The organism is Solibacillus ferritrahens, assembly GCF_037027585.1.
Lineage (GTDB): Bacteria > Bacillota > Bacilli > Bacillales_A > Planococcaceae > Solibacillus > Solibacillus ferritrahens.
This window is the reverse complement of record NZ_JAXCLE010000031.1, coordinates 1-21,908: the sequence shown is the minus strand read 5'-3', so window position 1 is coordinate 21,908 and position 21,908 is coordinate 1. Positions and strand designations below refer to the sequence as shown.

Sequence of the window (21,908 nt, the reverse complement as noted above, 5' to 3'; positions counted from 1 at the left end):
GTGCCCGCGGAAAGCGTCCGCCGCAATGGAAATCAACGGCATCGAAGAAAAGGGCATGTTGGAACGAATTTTCGTTCCAACATGCCCTTCCTTATAATTGAATGACTTTTTCAGTGCCCTCTTAAATATAAGGCGGCTTTTTCTAATCACTAATCTTCTCTACCTGGTTTTTCAGGTGTTAATTTTTCTCCCGTTGCTTCAACATCATCGGCTGTAACATTTTCAGCATCTGCATCAACATCTTCAACTGGTGCCACTGGTGGTGTTACCGTTGCTAATGTATAATCGTCATCTTCTACAATTGAAAATTCTGTAAATTGATCACGTACATTACCCACAGATAACGTATCACCAACTGCTAGCCCGGATACATCAATTTCTACATTATCTGGTATATCGTTTGGTTTTACTTTCACTTTCAATGTATGATTCGGTTGAGTTAATACTCCACCTTCTTTCACACCAACTGAAGTTCCTACCAATGCTACAGGTACATCCACTTCAAGCTCTTCTTTCATATTGATTGCAAGGAAGTCAACGTGCTTTACAAGACCTTTGATTGCATCACGTTGAATATCAGTAAGTACTGCATTTACTCTTTTCCCGTCTACCTCAACTTTAAACACGCTTGTTGTACCATATGTTTGAAATATCTTTGCCGTCTCTCTATAATCCAACGAAATCGGCGTTGTATTTGTTTCGTAGCCATATAGCACACCTGCTAACTGACCTTCTTTTCTAAGTTGGGTTAATATCGAACGTTTCCCAGTGTCACGCTTTTTTGCTTTTAAAACTGTAGTCATATTCCATCGTCCCCCTTAAGTAGTAATACAATAGTTTATTTACCCTGCTCTTGTATAAATGAAACATATTAATTATCTGACTTTTAAAAATATTAATGGAACGTTTTCGATAAAGAAAAGAAAAACAGCCCAGGGATAATACCCCTGAGCTGTCCTAATTTGATTAATCAAATAATGTACTAACTGATTTATTTTCATAAACACGAGAAATTGCATCTGCCATTAATTTTGCAACAGATAATTGCTTAACTTTCGGAGAGATTTTATCTTCGCTTAATTGGATAGTATTTGTTACAACCAACTCTTTAATTGAAGAATTTTCAATACGCTCAATTGCTGGACCAGATAATACCGGGTGTGAACAGCAAGCATAAACTTCTTTTGCACCACTCTTAATTAATGCCTCTGCACCAATCGTAATTGTACCTGCAGTATCAATAATATCATCGATTAAAATACATACTTTACCCTCTACATTACCAACAATATTCATAACTTCCGCTACATTCGGCTTTGGACGGCGTTTATCAATAATGGCAATCGGAGCTTTTAAACGCTCGGCCATTTTACGTGCACGAGTTACCCCACCATGGTCTGGAGAAACAATTACTAATTCCTCTTCTTTAAAACCTTTAGAACCGAAATGATCAGCAAGTAGTGGTACTGCCACTAAATGGTCAATTAAGATATCGAAGAAACCTTGAATTTGAGGTGCGTGTAAATCTAATACGATAACACGAGTTGCACCAGCAGTTTCAAGAAGATTTGCTACTAATTTAGCAGTAATTGGTTCACGTGCTTTCGCTTTACGGTCTTGACGTGCATAGCCGTAGTAAGGCATAACAACATTTACCGTGCGAGCAGATGCACGTTTAACAGCATCAATCATAATTAAAAGTTCCATTAAATGTTCATTAACAGGAGCAGAAGTAGATTGAACGATAAATACATCCATTCCTCGAATACTTTCTTCAATGCTAATTTGGACTTCTCCATCACTGAAGTGTTTTACAGATGATTTTCCTAGTTCTACACCCATTTCATCGGCAATCTCTTTTGCAAGTGGATTGTTTGAATTTAATGAGAAGATTTTTAATTTTGAGTCAGCGTATTGATACGGCATGATGGCCTCCTGTATTTTAAATAATTTTATTTTGAATTTAATTTACTCATATAGCCTAGTTTATTTTCTTGACGAGCACGTGCAATTGCTAATGCATCTTCTGGAACTTCTTTTGTAATAGTCGAACCAGCTGCAATAAATGACCCTTTTTTCAGTGTTACCGGAGCAACTAAATTAGAATTGCACCCAATAAATACATCGTCTTCAATAATTGTCTTAAATTTATTTTTACCGTCATAGTTCACAGTAATCGAGCCACAGCCAATATTTACGTTGCTGCCGACTTCTGCATCACCAATATAGCTTAAGTGGGACACTTTCGTATCATTACCTAGCGTGCTTTTCTTCACTTCTACAAAGTTTCCAATTTTCACATGGTTTCCTAATGACGATTCCGGACGTAAATGCGCAAATGGACCAACTGCTGTTTCATCGCCCACTTGGCTATTTAGTACAACCGAACTATGAATCGTAGTAGCATTTCCAATTTTACTATCGACAATATGGCTGTTCGGACCAATTTTGCAGTCTTCCCCAATTACCGTTTTACCTTCAATAATTACACCAGGTAAAATGACGGAGTCACTGCCGATAATAGCATCTGCGCTAATATGCGTCGTTGCCGGATTAATAATCGTTACACCATTTCGCATATGACGCTCATTTATGCGAGCACGCATTAATTCTTCAGCTTGAGACAAAGCAAAGCGATCATTAACACCCAGCGTTTCGTCAAAGCTATCTGTTACATGTGCTGCAACAATTTCACCTTGCTTTTGTAGGATTTCAATGACATCCGGTAAATAGTATTCACCCTGTGCATTTTCATTTTTCACTTGCTTTAGGGCCTCAAATAATGCTTCATTATCAAAGCAGTAAGTACCTGTATTTATTTCTTTCACAAGCTGTTGCTCCTGTGTTGCATCTTTTTGCTCAACAATTTGGGATACCTGACCATTATTGTCGCGTAAAATACGCCCATAGCCAGTCGGGTTGTCTGTAACCGCTGTCAAAATAGTAGCTTTTGCATTTTCCGAAGCATGGTGATCTAGTAATGCTTGCATTGTTTCAGGACGAATTAAAGGCGTATCTCCACATACTACAAGCGTAGTTCCAGTAAGTCCTTTTAAAATGGGCTCTGTTTGCTGAACGGCGTGTGCAGTACCAAGTTGCTCTGCTTGTAATACATATTCACTTTTATTTCCAAGTGTTTCCTGTACAAGCTCTGCTCCATGTCCTACAACAGTTACGACACGTTCTACATCGAGAGAACCAATATGATCGATTACATGTTCCACCATTGGCTTTCCACATACTGGGTGAAGCACTTTATATAATTTGGACTTCATTCGTGTACCTTGACCAGCAGCCAAGACAACTGCATAAATATTTGTCATATTACAAGTCCTCCATTTTCAGCTCATTTTCTCTTATGACTATATAGTAAATTCACAATCTTTTCAAGGTATTCAGACTTGACAAAAGTTTGAAATCACATATTTAAATATGATAAAAATATATAATCATTATGGCTTTTTCGACATTATTCCCTTTTTTTCTGTTATAGAACATTTTTATAAAAAAAAATAAAAAAAGAGCCTCCTCATATGAGTGACCCCTTAATTGTAATATTAAACATTTGCTTCTTCTAATTCCATAGCATCGCCCTGATTTTCATCAGCAGAAGCATGGAAAGCCTCCAAAACGATTTCCTGGATTTTATTACGTGTATTCGAATTGATTGGGTGTGCAATATCCCGGAATTCACCATCTGGTGTTCTTTTACTTGGCATTGCTACAAATAAACCTGTATTTCCATCTATTACACGAATATCATGAATAACAAATTCATCATCTAGTGTAATGGATGCAATTGCACGCATACGTCCATCTGTTTGAACACGTCGTAATCTTACGTCTGTTATTTCCATTATGAATTCTCCCCCTATACTTAGGTGCTTCATTTCGTAATACTGAAAAAAGAGAATTTCTTCTCTCCCATTCAATTAATCACTAAAATTGCACCATTTATCAATAGAATACAATAAAATGTAATTTTTTTCTATCTACAATTTTTATAATTGTTAAAATAAACTAAATATTCTGCGTTTTAATTGCTATTTTGTAATAATTCAATAAAAAAATATATTATATTTTTTATTAAAATAAGAAAGCCCACTCCTTTTTTCTCTAGTAAAGGAGCGGGCTGTAGCTGTATTATTATTTTACTAATGCTATAACTTCTATTTCAACACTTACATCTTTTGGAAGACGCGCAACTTCTACTGCAGAACGTGCTGGTTTATGGTCTCCAAAATGACTTGCATACACATCATTCATCGTAGCAAAATCATTCATATCTTTCATAAATACCGTTGTTTTTACAACCTGATCTAAAGAAGAACCCGCTGCAGCCAAAACGGCCTTTAAATTTTCAAATACTTGATGTGTTTGTACTTCAATGTCCCCATCAACTAATTCCCCTGATGCCGTAAGCGGGATTTGACCTGAAGAGTAAAACATATTATTTACAACAATCCCTTGTGCATATGGTCCGATAGCTGCAGGTGCATTTGTTGTTGAAACTGTTTTCATATTAATTTCTCCCCTTTTGAAAAAAATTACCTTCACTTAATGCAATAGTACGATCTTTCTCATTCACTTCTTGTAGCTTTACTAACGAATAATAATCCCCTACTAGTGTCTCATCTGTATGTTCTGCTTCTACTAAGACTGCAATACCTGCAAGCTCACAATCAAATTCTTCTAGTAAGTTTTTCATGCCATTCATCGTACCACCGACTTTCATAAAATCATCGGTAATTAACACGCGTTGGCCACTTTTCATACTACGCTTAGATAAAACCATCGTTTGAATACGACGGGAAGATCCTGATACATAATTAATACTTACGGTTGAGCCCTCTGTTACTTTGCTGTCACGACGCACAACGACAACCGGCACATTTAAATGTCTTGCGATTGCATGGGCAATTGAAATACCCTTTGTCGCAACTGTCATGATAACATCAATTTTTTGGTCACCAAATGCACTCGCAAATACTTTCCCTACACGATTCATCAACTCTGGATTTCCCAATAAATCCGTCATAAATAAATACCCACCAGGAAGTAGACGATCTGATTGGCTTAATTCAGCAATTAATTCCCTAGTGATTTCACGAACTTCATGTTCCACCATTCTAGGAATATATTTTACACCACCTGCTGCGCCAGGTACGGTAGTTAATAACCCGATTCCTTTTTCTTCGAATGTTTCCTTTACAATTGTTAAATCTTCACTAATGGAAGACTTTGCAGAACTGTAAAGCTCAGAAAAATAAGTTAGCGGGATCAACTGATGCGGATGCTCAAGTAAATAATATGTCATATCTACAAGGCGTTCACTACGCTTCCATTTCATGCGACCCTCTCCTAAACATTAATAATTAAAATACGAATATTTAATAGTCAAATTACCATAATTATACGTATTTATGCAAGCGGATTACGATCCCCTAACATACGAACTACATATACTTCCTCACAAAAACCTCTTAATCCATTGTAAATGCGACTAACACGTGTTTCATTCTCGACTAGACCAAACACTGTCGGGCCACTGCCACTCATCAGTACAGCATCTGCACCAAAGCGTTGCATCTGCTCTTTAATCGTAATCACTTCTGGATGTAAATTAAATGTTACAGTTTCCAAAACATTTCCAAGCGACTGACACATTAATTCATAATCATTCGTTTCAATTGCTTTTATCATTTGTTTTGTATTTGGATGTTTTAAACCCTCAATATTTAACCCACCATATACATCTGCTGTAGATACGCCAATTTTTGGCTTGGCTAAAACGACCCAACATGTTGGAGGTGCAGTTAGTTCCTGAATTTTTTCCCCGCGCCCAGTTGCTAGTGCAGTACCACCATATACACAGAACGACACATCGGAACCAATTTTTGATCCTAGTTCAGCTAGCTCGTCCAAAGATAAATTTAAATTCCAAAGCTCATTTAAACCGCGCAGTGTAGCAGCAGCATCACTACTCCCGCCAGCTAAACCTGCCGCAATCGGAATTTGTTTTTCAATTGAAATATCAACGCCTTCTTTGATACCGTATGTACTTTTAATTAGCTCAGCCGCTTGATAGGCGAAATTACGCTGGTCATCCGGTACAAAATTATCGGCCGAGATAATTTTAATTTGTCCATCTTTACGCGACTCAAGTCCAATCCGGTCGGCTAAATCAACCGTTGTCATAACCATCTCTACTTCATGATAATTATCTGGACGTTTATAAAGCACATCGAGTGATAAATTAATTTTAGCGGGTGCTTTTACATATAACATCGAAAATTCCTCCTACTAATAAGGCACGCAATTTTATTTACGCAATCAATTTATTAATATACCTATTTTAACATACGATGTGTACGAGCAATGTACTAAAGTCTTTACTTTTTCACGCTTATTTTACTTATAAAAAGAACACCCTCGCAAGATAACTTGCATAAGGGTGTCACTTTTCGTCAACTTACTTTTGGTTGTTCTGCGAGTTCTGTTTGGCTAAATTATTCTCAGCCATTTCAATTGCACGCCTTACCATGTTTCCTGCATCACGGGATTTGATACCGCCCCAACCCTCACGTTCAACTACGTCATAAAATCCAAGTTCTTTTGCAATCTCTTCCTTTAGACGGCTAGACATGATTTTTTGTTTCGCCATGCAAAAAACCTCCCTTTTCGTTGACGCACTTAGCTTGCGCAGAAAATAAAAAAACACTCATATAAAATGAGCGTTTTTTTAAAAAATATTAAAATAAGTACTAGAAAAACTATTTGATGGTAGCAACAGCATCATCTAAAAAAGTAATCTCTACTGCTTCAGTAAGTATATCTGTGTAACTGTAAGATACGCGTTTATTCGCATTATCCTCTTGCTTTAGTTCAATAACGAACACTGCATGATAAGTATCACTTAAGACACCCTCACATTCAATCGTTTTCTTGCGGCCTCCATTTGCTTTTAATTGCAAACGTTTACCCAAGTGACTATCTAATGATTTTTTAATGTCTGCTAACGTTTTTGGCATTTTTGCATACACCTCACTATAAACCAGTTTAACACAGTGTATTTTAAATGTCAATAAAATATAATATTTTATCACCGCTATTCAAAGCCGTCAACTTTTTTCTGAAGTTTTTCTAAAGTTTTTTCAACTCTACATTCACATTATTGTCGAACACAAAAGGCTGGATGTAAGCAATCTGATAATCTGCCAAATTCTTGAATACTCAACGTTTCGCCACGACGAGTTGGGTCAATTCCCGCTTCTGCTAATGCTTGAATAATGAGCTCTTTATTTTGTTTCCCATTTACAAGACCGTTTTGTAAATTATTTAAAATCGTTTTACGGCGTTGTGCAAACGATGCACGGGAAACTTCGAATAAAAAATCTTCGTCAATTACTTTAACTGGCGGTGTTTCATGTTTTATTAGTCGAATAACCGCAGAATCTACATTAGGCTGTGGCATAAATACAGTTTTCGGTACAATCATGGCAATTTCAGCAGTAACATAATATTGGATTGCAATGGATAACGAGCCATATGCTTTTGTACCCGGTTTTGCTGTAATACGATCCGCAACTTCCTTTTGCATCATGACAACAAAGCCACGAATAGGTAAGCGATCATTCAACAGTTTCATTAAAATTGGGGTTGTAACGTAATAAGGTAAGTTAGCTACGACCATTATATCCTCAATACCTGGCATTTCCTCCGCAATTACTTGTTCTACATCCGCTTTTAAAATGTCTGAATGAACAATTTTTACATTATTATAAGGGCTAAGTGTATCTTCCAATACAGGCAAAAGACGCTGGTCAATCTCAAATGAGACGACCTTCTTAGCTTCCCGCGCTAAATGCTCCGTTAATGCACCAATACCAGGACCGACTTCAATCGCACCACTATTTTCCGTTAAATTCGCATGGCTAACAATGTTTCGTAAAATATTGGGATCTATTAGAAAGTTCTGTCCTAAACTCTTTTTAAATGAAAATCCGTACTTCTCTAAAATTTCCTTCGTACGTATCGGTGTGGCAATGTCTTTATACATGCATATCCTCCTGATCTAATTGCAAAATGGCTTCTGCGAACTGCTCGATTGTAATCTGAAACATCATTAATCGTTTATGCAATTGCTTCCCGTTTGTCATTCCTATATTTAAAATTTCCCCTAACTGTTCACGTCGTTTTTTTGACTGGGGGTGACCTATCAATTTGGCTATCATTAAATCTTCCAATGTAATTTTTTCATCAATTTGTGATTCAGCTAATGTATACACATTACTTAATGCTTCACGAATATCTTTATCACTCGCATGCTCAATCCCTAGACCTTTTCCATTTTTTGCAATTGTTTTTGCCTTTGCTAAAAATGCATGCTTTACACCAGGGATTCGCTCTTCTATAATGGCACGAATTCGACGCCCAGGGTAATCCGGGTCAGTAAAAACGATGACTCCCCGCTTCTTTTGCGCATGTGCAATTCTACGTAATACTTCATCCGAAATTGCTGAGCCGTTCGTTTCAATTGTATCAGCACCTGTCGCACGTTTTATCGCTGTTGTATCATCTTTTCCTTCGACAACAATAATCTCTTGAATATCCAAGAAATATTCCTCTTTTCTAACATAGTCTTTCGCTATTTTACCATAGAATGCGTTTTGTTACTTCTGTGCTTACTCTAAGAACGAAATCGGACTATACAGGAATTTAACCGTGCTGCCTCCAAGGCTACATTCGAAATTTCCTAAACAGCGAAAAAAGCTTCCTCGCTATCAGTCAAAAAGCGAGAAAGCTACTATACATTTTGGAATAATATTTTATAGAATATATTATGCCTTTGCTAACCCAAATCCATATATAATTTGAAAATTAAATGATACAACTTCCAAAAGATCTGTAACGACTAACAGGCAATAAAACATTCTTTAACAAACTTGTTTATTTAACGATATATTAGTTTAATACTTTAATGCGTACTTTTTTACGTCCCCAGCTATTCGCCTTAGACTTTGATGGCACTAAAACATCAATCTTATTGCCTTTAATGGCACCGCCTGTATCTCCGGCTACTGCATTACCATAGCCTTCGACCCAAACTTTTGTACCTAAGGGAATAACACGAGGATCCACCGCAATTACCTTCATATCCGGATTTTTGCGCAGGTTGAGACCCGCTGCTGATATACCTGAGCAGCCTGTGCAATATGGCGTATATGCTGTTGCCTCTACATAAAATTCTTTTCCTGAACTTGGTTCACTCGAACGTGAAACTTTTGCAGTTACAACTTTAGTACCTACTGATAAGACTTTTGTTTTTGGTTGTTCCACAATTTTTTCAGAAGCAACCTTTTTGGACACGACTTTACCGTTCTCTTTCACGATATTGTACGTACGCTCCACTTTACCTTTTTTACCTTCTGTTACTACTTTCTCTTTACCCTTCAATAAAGAAGAATCGTTTTTTCTTTCAACTGCGAAATCTACTGATTCCTCCACTACATCGGTAACCTTTTCTACTCGAACAACTGCGATTTTATCATTCGGAGTGATAACTTTCTCCAAATTTTTATCGACACGATCTGATTCACCTAGTTGAATCTCTTGTTGTTTTAAAAAGTTAGCGACCGTAGTCGAAGTGGACCATACTTGTCTCTCTTTAGTGCCATCGACAAGCGTTAACTGAAACGCCTTCTGAATATCGATTTTGTTATCGGCTCCTACTTCTGTATCTAAGCTTTGTGATACAAGATCATGCTCTGTTACTTCAATATTTGCTTCTTCCAAAATGTTCTTCACTACATTTTCAGTTGTCCAAACTTTTGACTGATTTCCATCAACTGAAATTACTACTTCTTTTGCCTGTTCCCATTCAATTGACATTCCACTATCAATCTTGGTACTCAGTGAGGGTGATACTTTATCATAATTCGTTAAATCTATATTTTGAGCTGAAAGTAGCTCATCAACCGTAGTTGCGTGTGTATATAATTTTGATGTCTCGCCGTTTGCCGTAAACATAACGGGAGTTTTCGTTCCATGATAAAGAACGAATGCAATTACAGATACAAACAGAACAAGTGATAAAAATCGTATGCCTGTTTGCTTACTCCTCAATGATCCTAAGAACTGGCTTTTCATGGATTGATTTGACATGAAAATAACGCCTCCTTAATACAAAGTTGGATTATACGCGACTACTTTTCGTACTGTCAATAGAAATGAATTTTTGTAAAATTAGGTGTTTTAATTAAAATCGTGACAAAACTAGTATTGGAGGCGTATTAAAACTTTAAACATTTTTAAATGAAAAAATAATCCAAAGAAGTATTTTCTCATTTTGAAAAATAATTTTTTGGATTATTTATTTTGCTATTCACATCTTTTTTTACTAATCAATTTTAAAAAAGCGCTTTGCATTTTCAGTCGTTTTTAAAGCAACTTCTTCTACTGATAATTCCTTAAGTCGAGCAATTTCCTCAGCGACTAAAGTAACATATGCAGGTTCGTTTCGTTTGCCTCTGTAAGGATGAGGTGCTAAATACGGTGCATCCGTTTCGATTAATAAGTTCTCCAAAGGAATTTCAGTGGCTACTTCTTTTGGCTGACGCGCGTTTTTAAATGTGACAGGACCTCCTAGACTAATCATAAAGTTCATGTTTATGCATTGATGGGCAGTTTCAACACTCCCACCAAAACAATGCATAATACCACCAACAGCTGCTGCGTCTTCTTCTTGCAAAATCCGCACAACATCCCCTGTTGCATCACGATTATGAATAATAATTGGTAAATTTAATTTTTTCGCTAATTGTATTTGCTTTCGGAACCAATACTGTTGGATATCTTTCGGTGATTTATCCCAATAATAATCCAATCCTGTTTCACCAATTCCAACTACTTTTGGGTGTTTTGCTAGTTGTTCAATCCAATTTAAGTAATCATCGGTACAATCAATTGCATCTACTGGATGCCAGCCAATCACTGCATAGATAAAATCAAATTCTTCTATAAGTTGCATCGCTCGATCTATCGTTTTTTTATCAAAGCCGATAACAACCATTTTTTCTACATTCGCAGCAATTGCTCGGTCAATTACTTCTTGTAAATCTTCCTCATACTGATCTGCATTTAAATGGACATGTGTATCTATATATGTGCTCATCATCATTTCTCCTATCGTGTATTGTACTCACTGAACATATTTCTTAGTTTTCAGTATTATTACATCTAAATTACAAAAATAAAACACTTTGTTATCTTAACGTTTAAAAATAGTAATTATAATGTCAAATAACTATAGAATTAACTATTTCTCTCAACAAAATATTATACTAATATACTTTTAGCCGATTAAAAATACAAAAGCCTGTTGAACATCATTCGTCCAACAGACTCTACTTAAATTACTTCACTTGTGCACCATTTGCCAATTTAGGATCGACAGTTGCCAATGTTAAAATCCCATCGTGCGAGCCCGCTAAGATCATACCTTGAGATAATTCTCCACGTAATGTAACTGGTTTTAAATTTGCCACAACGATCACTTTTTTACCAACTAACTCCTCTGGTTTATAGTGCTCGGCAATGCCCGATACAACTTGGCGTTGCTCATAGCCTAAGTCAACTTGTAACTTTAATAACTTCTTCGCTTTTGCTACTGGTTCACATGCTAAAACTGTCGCAACTCTTAAATCGACCTTCATGAAATCATCTATTGAAATTTCTTCTGTATTAGGTGCTTCTACACTTGTCGATTCTTCCTGTTGTGTTGTTTTTACAGAGCTTTGCATTTGTTCACGAATATAGGCTACTTCGATTTCCGCATCTAAACGAGGGAAAATAGGAGTTCCTTTTTCTACCACTTTAATGTTTCTTGGAATAACATTGCCGAATGTTTCAATTGTGTCCCATGCTAATAATTTATCATCAAGTCCTAATTGCTCCATAATTTGCTTTGGTGCATTTGTCATAAATGGTTGAATAAGCACGGCAATATGACGCAAACTTTCTGCTAAATTATTCATTACTGCAGCTAACTTATTTCTATCCGATTCATCTTTTGCCAATACCCAAGGAGATGTTTCATCAATATACTTATTTGTACGTGATACAAGTGACCAAATTTCCGAAAGTACGACACTAAATTGCATTTTTTCCATACTTTCTTCATATTTAATACGTACAGTTTCAGCATGTGCCTTTAAGGCTGCATCGAATTCAGTGTCCTGAAGATTTTCAGTTGGAATTTCTCCTTCGAAATATTTGTTCATCATTGAAACAGTTCGATTTAAAAGATTCCCTAAGTCATTTGCCAAATCAAAGTTTGTACGTTCTACAAAAGACTCTGGTGAAAATACACCATCTTGACCAAAAGGTAATTCACGTAATAAGAAATAGCGTGTCGCATCTAAGCCATATCGCTCGATTAACATTTCAGGATAGACAACATTTCCTTTAGATTTCGACATTTTGCCATCCTTCATCATAATGAAACCGTGTGCAAAAATCTTTTTCGGTAAAGGTAGTTCCAAAGCCATTAGGAAGATCGGCCAATAGATCGTATGGAACCGCACGATATCTTTACCTACTACATGAACATCTGCTGGCCAATATTTATTGAATAATTCTTCATTGTCAGAACCATAGCCTAATGAAGTAATGTAGTTCGATAATGCATCTACCCATACATAAATGACATGTTTCGGATTTCCTGGTACTTTAATGCCCCAGTCGAATGATGTACGAGAAACCGATAAATCTTCCAACCCCGGTTTAATGAAGTTATTAATCATTTCATTTTTTCGAGATTCAGGTTCTATAAATTCTAAATTATCCTCATAATAAGCAAGTAATCGATCTGCATACTTTTTCATATTAAAGAAGTAAGATTCTTCATTCACTTTTTGGACATCCCGACCACAATCCGGGCACTTTCCATCCATTAATTGCGTCTCAGTATAGTAAGATTCACAAGGTACACAATATAATCCTTCATATTCACCTATATAAATATCGCCATTATCCAAAAACTTTTGAAAAATTTTCTCTACTGAATCAGTATGTCGCTTTTCAGTGGTTTGAATAAAGTCATTATAGGAAATATCCATAGTATTCCATAATTTTTTGGCGCCTTCTGCAATTTCATTTACATAATCTTGTGGATGCATCTTAGCTTCTTGCGCTTTTTCCTGTATTTTTTGACCATGTTCGTCCATACCTGTTAAAAAGCGTACATCAAAACCTTTTAAACGCTTATACCGCGCTATTGCATCAGATGCAACCGTTGTATAGGCAGTACCGATGTGAAACTTACCGCTGGGGTAATAAATTGGGGTTGTTATATAGAATGTTTGTTGTTCACTCACGAAAGTGCCTCCATTTGTTTGTTAAGTATAATCTTTATTCTAACGAAGTACGAAACTTGTTTCAATGAAAGTTTATCGGAATTCCAAGATGTCGAAAAATCAGCACAAAAATATGGGAAATCCTTATACCCTTTTGACTATCTAAAATTATTTTTGGTAAGAATTTTTCATATCTGCACATAATATTACAAATATGACAAAAAAGTTTCTCAAACGAAGGAAATTTGAATGCTAAATAATTGACGTATATGGTATTAGTTGGTATGATTCTAACTAGACAATGTTAAATGTCGAATTTTGACGAAATTTAAATATCTCAATTAAGAATATAGGAGGAAATATTAATTATGAAATCAACAGGTATTGTACGTAAAGTAGACGAATTAGGACGTGTAGTAATTCCAATCGAATTGCGCCGTACATTAGGTATTGCAGAAAAGGATGCTTTAGAAATTTATGTAGATGACGACAAAATTATCTTAAAAAAATATATGCCTAACATGACATGTGCAGTAACTGGTGAAGTTTCTGATGATAACATGCGTTTAGTAGGCGGTAAATTAATTTTATCTTCTGAAGGTGCAGAAGCATTAATGAAAGAAATCCAATCAAACCTTAATAAGTAAATGGTAATATGATTACTTTTTACTTTTCTAGTATAAAGTATTATTTTACCAAACGAAAAAAGCATTGAAAAGTACGACGACTTTTCAATGCTTTTTTTATTGATGATATGCTTGGTATACATCACGTTTAGGCAAATTACGTAGTTTGGCTACTTCTTTAATTGCTTCTTTTGAAGAGATTTTAGATTCCATTATATAAGAGACATGTTCTTCTAGAGACATGTTTGTCCAATAGCTTTCTTCTTCTTCTTCTTCTATTTCATTCGCACTGTTACCTTCCAGAACAAGACAAAATTCACCTCGAATTTCATTTTCGCTAGCCCACACTATTGCTTCCTCTATTGTCCCACGTAGAAACTCTTCAAATTTCTTTGTTAACTCACGTGCCAATGTTATTTGACGGTTTCCTAATACAAGCTGCAAATCTTTCAAAGTTTCCTTTAAACGGTGAGGTGCTTCATAAAAAATAAGCGTTTCTTGTCGTTTCAATAATTTATCCAGTTGCTCACGACGTTCCTTTTTATTTCGTTTTAAAAATCCAAAGAAATAAAATGGCTGTGGAGATATACCGGACGCGATCAGGGCAGTTAGTGCCGCATTTGCTCCTGGGATAGGTACGACAGCAAAACCTTCTGCAATTGCTTTCACAACAATATCTGCACCTGGGTCTGAAATACACGGCAGACCCGCATCACTTACTAATGCGATGGACTTCCCTTCACGCAAATAGCCAAGTAACTTTTCTCCACCTGCTTCAATATTATGCTCATGGTAACTAATAAGGGGTGTTTGTATCTCATAGTAATTACAGAGCTTTTTTGTATTCCGTGTATCTTCTGCAGCAATAATATCCACTTCTTTAAGAATCCGTAATGCTCGCATAGTCATATCTTCTAAATTGCCAATTGGTGTGGCTACTAAGTACAGGCAGCTTCCTTGCTCATGCTGGCTACTTTTCTGTGATTTCATCTGTAGCCCTCCTTATATAATCAATTTTTTGGGGACGTTTAAGTTGTTTAAACGCATATTCTGCTGACATCGCTTGTTCCTTTGTTTCAAATGTTTCAAAGTAAATACATGTTACTGGACCTCGTGCTCGCGTATATTTAGCACCTTTTCCTGCATTATGTGCAGCAATGCGCTTTTCTAAATTATTCGTATAGCCTGCATAGAAAGATGTATCTCTACACTCTAACACATAAAAATAGTGTTTAATTTCCTTCTCCATATAAAAGTGCCCTCACTTCTGCCGTATATTCGTTATCATCTTTATATACGTATAAGGGAGGCAAGATTTTTAAATCTGGCTTACCGTCTTTTATCGCTTCAATCAACAATGTATTCGCTTCTTTCCCTTGTTTCGGATAAACAAATTGAATACGCTTTGGCTCTAAACGGTTTGCACGCATCGCTGTAACAATATCCAAAAGTCTGCCTGGTCTGTGCACAAAAGCAGCCTTACCACCCTGCTTTAATAAACGGCTTGCTGCTTCTACTGCCTCGTCAAGTGTTAAATGGATTTCATGCCTCGCAATAGCATAGTGTTCACTCGTATTTTTTTCGCTTAGCTCATGCGCTAAAAAGTATGGAGGATTACATGTCACTACATCATATTTTTCAATTCCCAATGTTTGTGGCGTATCCTTAACATCCCCCAATTGCATATCAATTTGATGTGACAATTCATTATAAGCAATGCTACGAGTTGCCATATCGTGTAATTTAGGCTGCAGTTCTACTCCTGTAATCTTTGCTTTTGTTCGAGCACTTAAAAATAGTGGAATCACTCCATTTCCCGAACAAAGATCGATAATATGACCTCTACTTTTTGGGATTTGCACAAAGCGTGCCAATAATACTGCATCTAATGAAAACGAAAAGACTGATGGACTTTGAATAATTCTTAAATCTTCAGCAAGCAAATAGTCCATTCGCTCATCATTCTTTAACCATTGTTCCAAATCACAATCCTCCACATAACTACTATTTAAAATTTCTTTCTTACTTAAACAAAAGACTGATATCCACATTAGCAGATTCAGCCTTTTTTATTAACCATTTTGTTTATTTAAAAATGATAGACAGAACAAACAATCTTCACTTTTACGCGAGCTGCCAAAATGCACATGGCATACGTGGAACCCTTCGTGATAAAGCCTTGCTAAATTATCGTAACCTTCGCCAATATCTACGGGTTCCTTTTTTATCTCTTCAACTTGTTTATTTGCAATCGCTTCATTCGCCAATAGTTCTTCTAAACGCGTACGTAGGTGAAGGTTTTCTGTTTGAAGCGTCTGATGCTCCTCCATCATATGCGCAACAAATTGCTTAAGTGCGCTAAATTGTTGTTGCATTGATTCAAGCTGTTGTTCGAACTCCATAACAGTATCTAAAAAATTACGGTCCTTCACTCAAGCCACCCCATTAATTCTATCTATATCAGATTTTTCTCATACTGCATGAGCTCTTCAAGCGTATATTCAACCATACGCTCTTGCTTCGTTAAATATACTTGAATAAGTCGCTCTAATACATTTAATCCGATGACTTTACCTTCTCCTTCTGGTGTCATCGATAGATCACCAATGTCAGGCATACCTTCTTTTGCAATTTCATAATCATCATTTTCATACTTTAAGCAGCACATTAAACGTCCGCATAAACCAGAGATCTTTGTCGGATTTAATGATAGATTTTGATCCTTTGCCATTTTAATTGACACTGGCTCAAAATCCCCTAAAAATGTCGAACAACAAAGCATCCTTCCACAAGGACCTATTCCGCCAAGTAATTTGGCTTCATCACGAACCCCTATTTGGCGAAGTTCAATACGTGTACGGAAAACACTCGCTAAATCTTTTACTAGCTCCCGGAAATCCACACGTCCCTCTGCTGTAAAATAAAAAATAATTTTATTACGATCAAATGTATATTCTACGTCCACAAGCTTCATTTCTAACGAATGCTCAATTATTTTCGTATTCGCTAAATCAAATGCCCGTTTTGACTCAAATGTATTTTCTTCCACTTGGAAACGATCACGCTCATCTGCTGGTCGAACGACTTGCTTTAATGGTAAAACAACGTCATTTTCCCCGACTTGTCGCATTGGCACAACAACCTTGCCATATTCAATTCCGCGTGCAGTTTCTACGATGACATATTCTCCAACATCCAAAATATATGCTGCTGGATCAAAATAATATATTTTACCCGCTTTTTTAAAGCGAACTCCGACTACATTATACAAATGTATACCCCTCCTGAAGATTCAGCATAAGCTGTTCCATCAATAACGTACGATTCATATTACGATTTAGGTTTGTTCGGGCTTGTAATATTGACTGCATTTGACTCGATAATTTTTCATACGTCAATACTAAGGCCATATCATTAAATCGTTGATACATATCGGGATACGTACACACGGCTTGTTGATTTGCTTTAATCGCTACAATATCGCGATACGCAAATAATAACAAATCAAGTGCTAGCTCCATATCTTCTTTTTCTTTAAATAATGGGAGCCACTCTTCATGAATAAATAATAAAGCTTCATGAATATTTTGATGAACAATCTCTACTAATTTTAACACTGTTTTCCGTGCAAGTACAAACTGCTCATCATTTGCAAGTGCAAAAGCTGTATCAATATCATTCGTTACCATGCTTGTTGTCGATGCCATAGATTTTGTGAGCCCTTGTTCTATGAGCTGCTCCATTAAATTAGTACGGGGAGCTTTTGCAAATTTAATATGCTGACAACGTGAACGAATTGTTGGAATAATGGATTGAATTTGCTCCGTCAGTAAAATTGCCACAACTTGTCCATCAGGCTCTTCTAAAAACTTTAAAAGCATATTGGCAGAGGCAATATTTAATTTATCTGCATGATGCAGTACATAAATTTTTTTCCCTTCCTCTACACCTGTCATTTTCACTTCAGCAACTAATTCCCGTATTTGGTCAATCTTAATAAATTGACCATCGGGCTCTATTTGCCAAATATTTGGGTGATTTCCAGAATCAATACGTCTGCAATTTCGACATGTTTCACATGGAACATTTTTTGACAAATTTCCGCAAAGGAGAAGTTTCATAAAAAAAGAGACGACATCTCGTTTGCCCGTACCTTTTTCACCTTCAAAAATATAGGCATGTGCTAAACGATTTTTTTCTACAATGGTTTGTAACTGCTTCATTACTACAGGCTGCAGCTTCGTAAGCTCTTCAATAGTTCGTGTCATTTCCTTCACCTTTTCATTTACTGCTTCTATTTATTTGAATAGTCCTATGTACAATTCAAACAATGTATCTTCTGCTTGGAAAAAAGCCCGTGTCTAGTGCACAACAAAGACACGGGCATATTTTACATATACAGATTTATTAATAGTCCTTTAATTTCGCCAATTTTCGATAATAGCTCAATAGACTCTTTTTCTTCATTTAAAATATCTTCGGTTAATTCGACAAGTCGTTCATCAATTGTTTCAACAATTTTTAGGCGACGTCCTTCACCAAAGCGATTCCATGTATGGGATTGCTTCATCTCAAGACCGTAATCAACGGCTTCTTGTAAAAAGCGTTTAATAAGCATTTTAAAACGCGCCAATTCCCGCAAATTTCGAGAACGAGCTACACGATCACCAGCTGTCGATATATCTCCTAAAAGTCTCGTGAGTTGCTCCGATTGCATTTTTGAACCTTGTTTTACAACCATATCTCCAAAGCGATTACCATTTTGGTTTATTGGACGTAAATCATTGCGATTTGCATTCAAATTTACCCGGAGATCCTGATTAATTTTCATTTATCATTCGCCTCCAAAAATCAATTATGCCTCGGCATAATTGTATCCAAATTCCGCTTGCCATAAAAAGAACATGCTGAATTCGTATATCTACCAGAGGCCTCAATATCTTTCATTTTGCTGAAAGATATTAAAAATGATGGAATTGTTCGATTGGCAATACAAATACTATTGCTCCTCCAACTTCAACTTCCACAGGGTACGGGATGTAGGAATCAGCATTCCCTCCCATCGGTGATACAGGAGCGACCATTTGCTCGCGTGAACGACAGTTTTCACGAATAATTTCTAATAACTTAGGGATTAATGAATCATCCGTTCCTATTAAAAATGTCGTATTTCCAGACCGTAAAAAACCACCTGTACTCGCTAATTTTGTTGCTCGATAGTTGTTTTTTGTTAATGCATTGGATAAACGGTTACTATCTTGATCCTGTACTACTGCTACTACTAACTTCATCCGTACTCACCCCTTCATTGAATTGGTTCCTCTATTATATCATAAATAAAAGGTACACTTCATTTACTTTTACCCTAATAAAGGATTTAAAATCATCCATACGTCCTCAATCACTTGCTCTAACTCCTGATCTGCATTAATAATTTTAAAGCGCTCCGGGTAACGTCTCATAGCATCTTCATAGCCTTCGTATACTTTTTTATGGAATGCTAAGCTTTCTATATCTAAACGGTTTAATTCATCAATACGGGTTGAATGAATACGAGCTAAACCTTTTTCAGGAGATATATTAAAAAATATAGTAACATCCGGAAGGCGCTTCCCTATGGCGAATTCATTGATAGCTAATACTTCATTAACACCGATTTCACGTGCATAGCCCTGATATGCTAATGATGAATCGATGAATCGGTCACATAATACATGCTTTCCCTTATCTAGTGCAGGTAATATTTTTTCGTAAAAATGTTGGGAACGGGCTGCGGCATATAGTAATGCCTCTGTACGTTCATGCATTTCAGTATGGGCAGGATCTAAAATAACAGCACGAATTTTTTCCGCTATTTCAATCCCACCTGGCTCACGTGTTAATAAAGCATCAATCTGTTTTTCTTTGAGGCGCTCACCTATTGCTTTTAACACGCTCGTTTTTCCGGCTCCTTCTCCGCCTTCAAATGTAATAAATAAATTCCTTTGCATTTTTATATTCTCCCTGCATCTATTTTATGACTTGTATTAATTTCTCTTGTAGACGGTGCTCCCCCTGAAACATTGCACCAATCGCAAGTAGCTCTTCCAATTGACTCAGTTTTGCTACTGTAATTTTTTCACCTGGTACGAATAATGGAATACCTGGTGGATATGGAATTATCGTTGAAGCAGCCACTCGCCCAATTGCTCTCATATATGGAAGCCATTCTTTCTCAGCCCGTTCAATTTCGTCAAAGCTATACTCTGCTTTTATAATAGGCGTCATTTCAAAATTAGCTTGATATTCACTTTCTTTATTTCCTGGTAAATCTTTCAAATGAATAACTGCCTCTCTCATTCGAATTCGTAAATCAGCAAACGAATAACTATCTCCCTGCTTTAACAATGGCAATATAATCAGCACTTGTTTCGCATCAGCCAACTCTACAAAAACATGCACCTTCTCCAATGCCTCTTTTAACAGGAAACCCGAATAGCCAGGTGCCCGAATTAATAACTTTAACGTATCATCGACTTCTACCACTTGCAATTCTGTCGATGCTGTTACAGAATCAATAAATTGCCGACGTTTATCCATTAAATAGGTATAGTCAATATCCGTATAACTTTCAACGTAGCTTCTTGCATCATCAAGGGAAGCTAACAATAAGTATGACGGACTACTCGATTGTAACATACGTAAATAATGGTTTACCCTTTGTTCGCTTACTAGCGATGTTTTCATATGTAAAAAAGAAGCCATCGTCATTGCTGGCAACGTTTTATGTGCAGATTGTACAACAATGTCTGCACCAGCATCCAAAGCAGATTGTGGCAGTTTCCCTGTCACCTTCAAATGGGCGCCATGTGCTTCATCCACTAATACAGGGATGTTGTAAGAGTGGCAAAGGTTTATTTGTTCCATTAAATCACTCGCTGTCACCCCGTAATAAGTGGGATATGTAAAAATGGCAGCTTTAGCCTCTGGATAGCTCAATAGGGCTTTTTTTAGTGTATCCAGTTCAATACAGCCCGGTGTTTGACTTTCAGTATGCCATTTAGGAGCAATATATACTGGATTTACTCCAACCAGTTCAAGGGCATGAAAAATAGATTTATGCGCATTGCGCTGTACAAGCACCGTATCCCCTCTTTGGCATGTAGCATAGATCATTGCCAAATTTCCTACTGTTGAGCCGTTAACTAAAAAGAAACTACGATCTGCTCCATATGTAGAAGCCAGTAACTGTTCTGCTTGTAAAATAATTTCTTCTGGATGATGATAGTCGTCTAAGCCCGTCAACTCGGTTACATCATATGTTAATGCGTGCTTAATCGCACTTGGTAAATTTGAAAGTAACCCATTTTTATGTCCTGGCACATGAAGAGATTGCGGTTCATTCGCTACAAATTCTTTTAATGCTTGAACGATTGGTCGATTGTTTTTCACCGTCATCACCTCATTTATTGTTATCCTTCTATTATAAGACCATGAGAGAAATAAAAAAACTAGCTAACAATACTAATTAGCTAGTGAAATATCTCAAATTATTTTAGTTCTCAAATAATCCAAAGTAATGGTTACTTCTAACTTTTATAACATTTTAATTATCATCTGTAACTCCTTTAAGGTTGTGTTTTTCTAAAGGGTTAATTACTAATAGACCTTCTGCTATTAACTGCTGCACGTGTCCTTCTACTTCAAATTCCAACTACTGTTTGTTTTGCATTATGATCTGGTAATTATTCTTCCTTTTACTCGAGTGAACTTTCCCTACTTTTTTAACTGTGGGTAAAATTGATAATAAATATTAATCGTTGGGACCAACAAAAAAACCACTGATTTCTCAGTGGTTTTACATGTGCGAAGCGACGTCCTACTCTCACAGGGGGAAGCCCCCAACTACCATCGGCGCTAAAGAGCTTAACTTCCGTGTTCGGTATGG

At 36.5% G+C, this 21,908-nt stretch carries 25 protein-coding genes and 1 rRNA gene; 1 reads left to right on the top strand and 25 read right to left on the bottom strand.

The genetic code is table 11. From position 1 onward, the window contains the following. Window positions 1–149: 149 nt before the first annotated feature. The 14 genes from SNE38_RS18320 to metG all read right to left on the bottom strand — a co-directional run bounded on the left by SNE38_RS18320 (window position 150) and on the right by metG (window position 13,376). A complete protein-coding gene (locus tag SNE38_RS18320; protein ID WP_336047068.1) occupies window positions 150–803 on the bottom strand; it encodes a 50S ribosomal protein L25/general stress protein Ctc in 654 nt (217 codons plus the stop codon). Between the two features lie 163 nt (window positions 804–966). Then, window positions 967–1,926 carry a ribose-phosphate diphosphokinase gene (locus SNE38_RS18315; protein ID WP_191705479.1) on the bottom strand — a complete coding sequence of 320 codons (960 nt, stop codon included), beginning with the start codon at window positions 1,924–1,926 and terminating at the stop codon, window positions 967–969. Window positions 1,927–1,952: 26 nt separating this feature from the next. Then, window positions 1,953–3,323 carry a bifunctional UDP-N-acetylglucosamine diphosphorylase/glucosamine-1-phosphate N-acetyltransferase GlmU gene (gene glmU / locus SNE38_RS18310; RefSeq protein ID WP_191705478.1) on the bottom strand — a complete coding sequence of 457 codons (1,371 nt, stop codon included), beginning with the start codon at window positions 3,321–3,323 and terminating at the stop codon, window positions 1,953–1,955. A 234-nt stretch (window positions 3,324–3,557) separates the two neighbouring features. Beyond that, on the bottom strand, window positions 3,558–3,857 hold the full coding sequence (gene spoVG / locus SNE38_RS18305) for a septation regulator SpoVG (protein ID WP_191705477.1): 300 nt from the start codon (window positions 3,855–3,857) through the stop codon (window positions 3,558–3,560). 289 nt (window positions 3,858–4,146) lie between these two features. Beyond that, on the bottom strand, window positions 4,147–4,521 hold the full coding sequence (locus SNE38_RS18300) for a RidA family protein (RefSeq protein ID WP_191705476.1): 375 nt from the start codon (window positions 4,519–4,521) through the stop codon (window positions 4,147–4,149). 1 nt (window position 4,522) lies between these two features. Beyond that, window positions 4,523–5,350 carry a pur operon repressor gene (gene purR, locus SNE38_RS18295; RefSeq protein WP_191705475.1) on the bottom strand — a complete coding sequence of 276 codons (828 nt, stop codon included), beginning with the start codon at window positions 5,348–5,350 and terminating at the stop codon, window positions 4,523–4,525. A 71-nt stretch (window positions 5,351–5,421) separates the two neighbouring features. Next, window positions 5,422–6,288: a 4-(cytidine 5'-diphospho)-2-C-methyl-D-erythritol kinase gene (ispE, locus tag SNE38_RS18290; protein WP_191705474.1), complete on the bottom strand. Its 867-nt coding sequence runs from the start codon at window positions 6,286–6,288 to the stop codon at window positions 5,422–5,424. A 184-nt stretch (window positions 6,289–6,472) separates the two neighbouring features. Next, complete coding sequence (locus SNE38_RS18285; protein ID WP_191705473.1) at window positions 6,473–6,664, bottom strand: small, acid-soluble spore protein, alpha/beta type; 192 nt, start codon at window positions 6,662–6,664, stop codon at window positions 6,473–6,475. A gap of 109 nt (window positions 6,665–6,773) precedes the next feature. Then, window positions 6,774–7,031: a biofilm formation stimulator Veg gene (gene veg, locus SNE38_RS18280; RefSeq protein ID WP_191701734.1), complete on the bottom strand. Its 258-nt coding sequence runs from the start codon at window positions 7,029–7,031 to the stop codon at window positions 6,774–6,776. A gap of 140 nt (window positions 7,032–7,171) precedes the next feature. Continuing rightward, window positions 7,172–8,059, bottom strand: coding sequence for a 16S rRNA (adenine(1518)-N(6)/adenine(1519)-N(6))-dimethyltransferase RsmA (gene rsmA, locus SNE38_RS18275; RefSeq protein ID WP_191705472.1), 888 nt, complete (start codon window positions 8,057–8,059; stop codon window positions 7,172–7,174). Further along, complete coding sequence (rnmV, locus tag SNE38_RS18270) at window positions 8,052–8,615, bottom strand: ribonuclease M5 (protein WP_336047067.1); 564 nt, start codon at window positions 8,613–8,615, stop codon at window positions 8,052–8,054. The genes rsmA and rnmV overlap by 8 nt, the downstream gene beginning before the upstream one ends. Before the next feature lie 349 nt (window positions 8,616–8,964). Further along, window positions 8,965–10,164, bottom strand: coding sequence for a ubiquitin-like domain-containing protein (locus SNE38_RS18265; protein WP_336047066.1), 1,200 nt, complete (start codon window positions 10,162–10,164; stop codon window positions 8,965–8,967). Window positions 10,165–10,399: 235 nt separating this feature from the next. Then, a complete protein-coding gene (locus SNE38_RS18260; protein WP_191705469.1) occupies window positions 10,400–11,173 on the bottom strand; it encodes a TatD family hydrolase in 774 nt (257 codons plus the stop codon). A gap of 241 nt (window positions 11,174–11,414) precedes the next feature. After that, window positions 11,415–13,376, bottom strand: a complete 1,962-nt coding sequence (gene metG / locus SNE38_RS18255) for a methionine--tRNA ligase (protein ID WP_191705468.1) — start codon at window positions 13,374–13,376, stop codon at window positions 11,415–11,417. A gap of 347 nt (window positions 13,377–13,723) precedes the next feature. Here metG and SNE38_RS18250 point away from each other — a divergent pair, with 347 nt between their 5' ends. Next, a complete protein-coding gene (locus tag SNE38_RS18250; RefSeq protein WP_191705467.1) occupies window positions 13,724–14,002 on the top strand; it encodes an AbrB/MazE/SpoVT family DNA-binding domain-containing protein in 279 nt (92 codons plus the stop codon). A gap of 96 nt (window positions 14,003–14,098) precedes the next feature. On the opposite strand, the gene rsmI is transcribed toward SNE38_RS18250, so the two are convergent. The 11 genes from rsmI to rrf form a co-directional block, all read right to left on the bottom strand. Next, window positions 14,099–14,971, bottom strand: coding sequence for a 16S rRNA (cytidine(1402)-2'-O)-methyltransferase (gene rsmI, locus SNE38_RS18245; RefSeq protein WP_336047064.1), 873 nt, complete (start codon window positions 14,969–14,971; stop codon window positions 14,099–14,101). Continuing rightward, window positions 14,952–15,230 (bottom strand): GIY-YIG nuclease family protein, encoded by a 279-nt coding sequence (locus tag SNE38_RS18240; protein WP_191705465.1) that lies wholly within the window; start codon window positions 15,228–15,230, stop codon window positions 14,952–14,954. Before SNE38_RS18240 ends, rsmI begins: the two co-directional genes overlap by 20 nt. Further along, window positions 15,214–15,963 (bottom strand): tRNA1(Val) (adenine(37)-N6)-methyltransferase, encoded by a 750-nt coding sequence (locus tag SNE38_RS18235; protein WP_191705464.1) that lies wholly within the window; start codon window positions 15,961–15,963, stop codon window positions 15,214–15,216. Before SNE38_RS18235 ends, SNE38_RS18240 begins: the two co-directional genes overlap by 17 nt. A gap of 90 nt (window positions 15,964–16,053) precedes the next feature. Further along, a complete protein-coding gene (gene yabA / locus SNE38_RS18230; RefSeq protein ID WP_191705463.1) occupies window positions 16,054–16,413 on the bottom strand; it encodes a DNA replication initiation control protein YabA in 360 nt (119 codons plus the stop codon). 23 nt (window positions 16,414–16,436) lie between these two features. Next, the gene (locus SNE38_RS18225; RefSeq protein ID WP_191701745.1) at window positions 16,437–17,252 is read right to left on the bottom strand and encodes a PSP1 domain-containing protein; all 816 of its coding nucleotides are present in this window, start codon (window positions 17,250–17,252) and stop codon (window positions 16,437–16,439) included. Next, window positions 17,245–18,249, bottom strand: a complete 1,005-nt coding sequence (gene holB, locus SNE38_RS18220) for a DNA polymerase III subunit delta' (RefSeq protein ID WP_191705462.1) — start codon at window positions 18,247–18,249, stop codon at window positions 17,245–17,247. The genes SNE38_RS18225 and holB overlap by 8 nt, the downstream gene beginning before the upstream one ends. 122 nt (window positions 18,250–18,371) lie before the next feature. Continuing rightward, on the bottom strand, window positions 18,372–18,812 hold the full coding sequence (locus tag SNE38_RS18215) for a YaaR family protein (protein WP_191705461.1): 441 nt from the start codon (window positions 18,810–18,812) through the stop codon (window positions 18,372–18,374). A gap of 130 nt (window positions 18,813–18,942) precedes the next feature. Beyond that, window positions 18,943–19,272 carry a cyclic-di-AMP receptor gene (locus tag SNE38_RS18210; RefSeq protein WP_191701748.1) on the bottom strand — a complete coding sequence of 110 codons (330 nt, stop codon included), beginning with the start codon at window positions 19,270–19,272 and terminating at the stop codon, window positions 18,943–18,945. A gap of 69 nt (window positions 19,273–19,341) precedes the next feature. Continuing rightward, window positions 19,342–19,971: a dTMP kinase gene (tmk, locus tag SNE38_RS18205; protein WP_191705460.1), complete on the bottom strand. Its 630-nt coding sequence runs from the start codon at window positions 19,969–19,971 to the stop codon at window positions 19,342–19,344. A 19-nt stretch (window positions 19,972–19,990) separates the two neighbouring features. Next, the gene (locus tag SNE38_RS18200) at window positions 19,991–21,412 is read right to left on the bottom strand and encodes an aminotransferase class I/II-fold pyridoxal phosphate-dependent enzyme (RefSeq protein WP_456242982.1); all 1,422 of its coding nucleotides are present in this window, start codon (window positions 21,410–21,412) and stop codon (window positions 19,991–19,993) included. 414 nt (window positions 21,413–21,826) lie between these two features. Then, window positions 21,827–21,908: ribosomal RNA gene (gene rrf, locus SNE38_RS18195) — 5S ribosomal RNA — on the bottom strand; the annotation flags it as partial.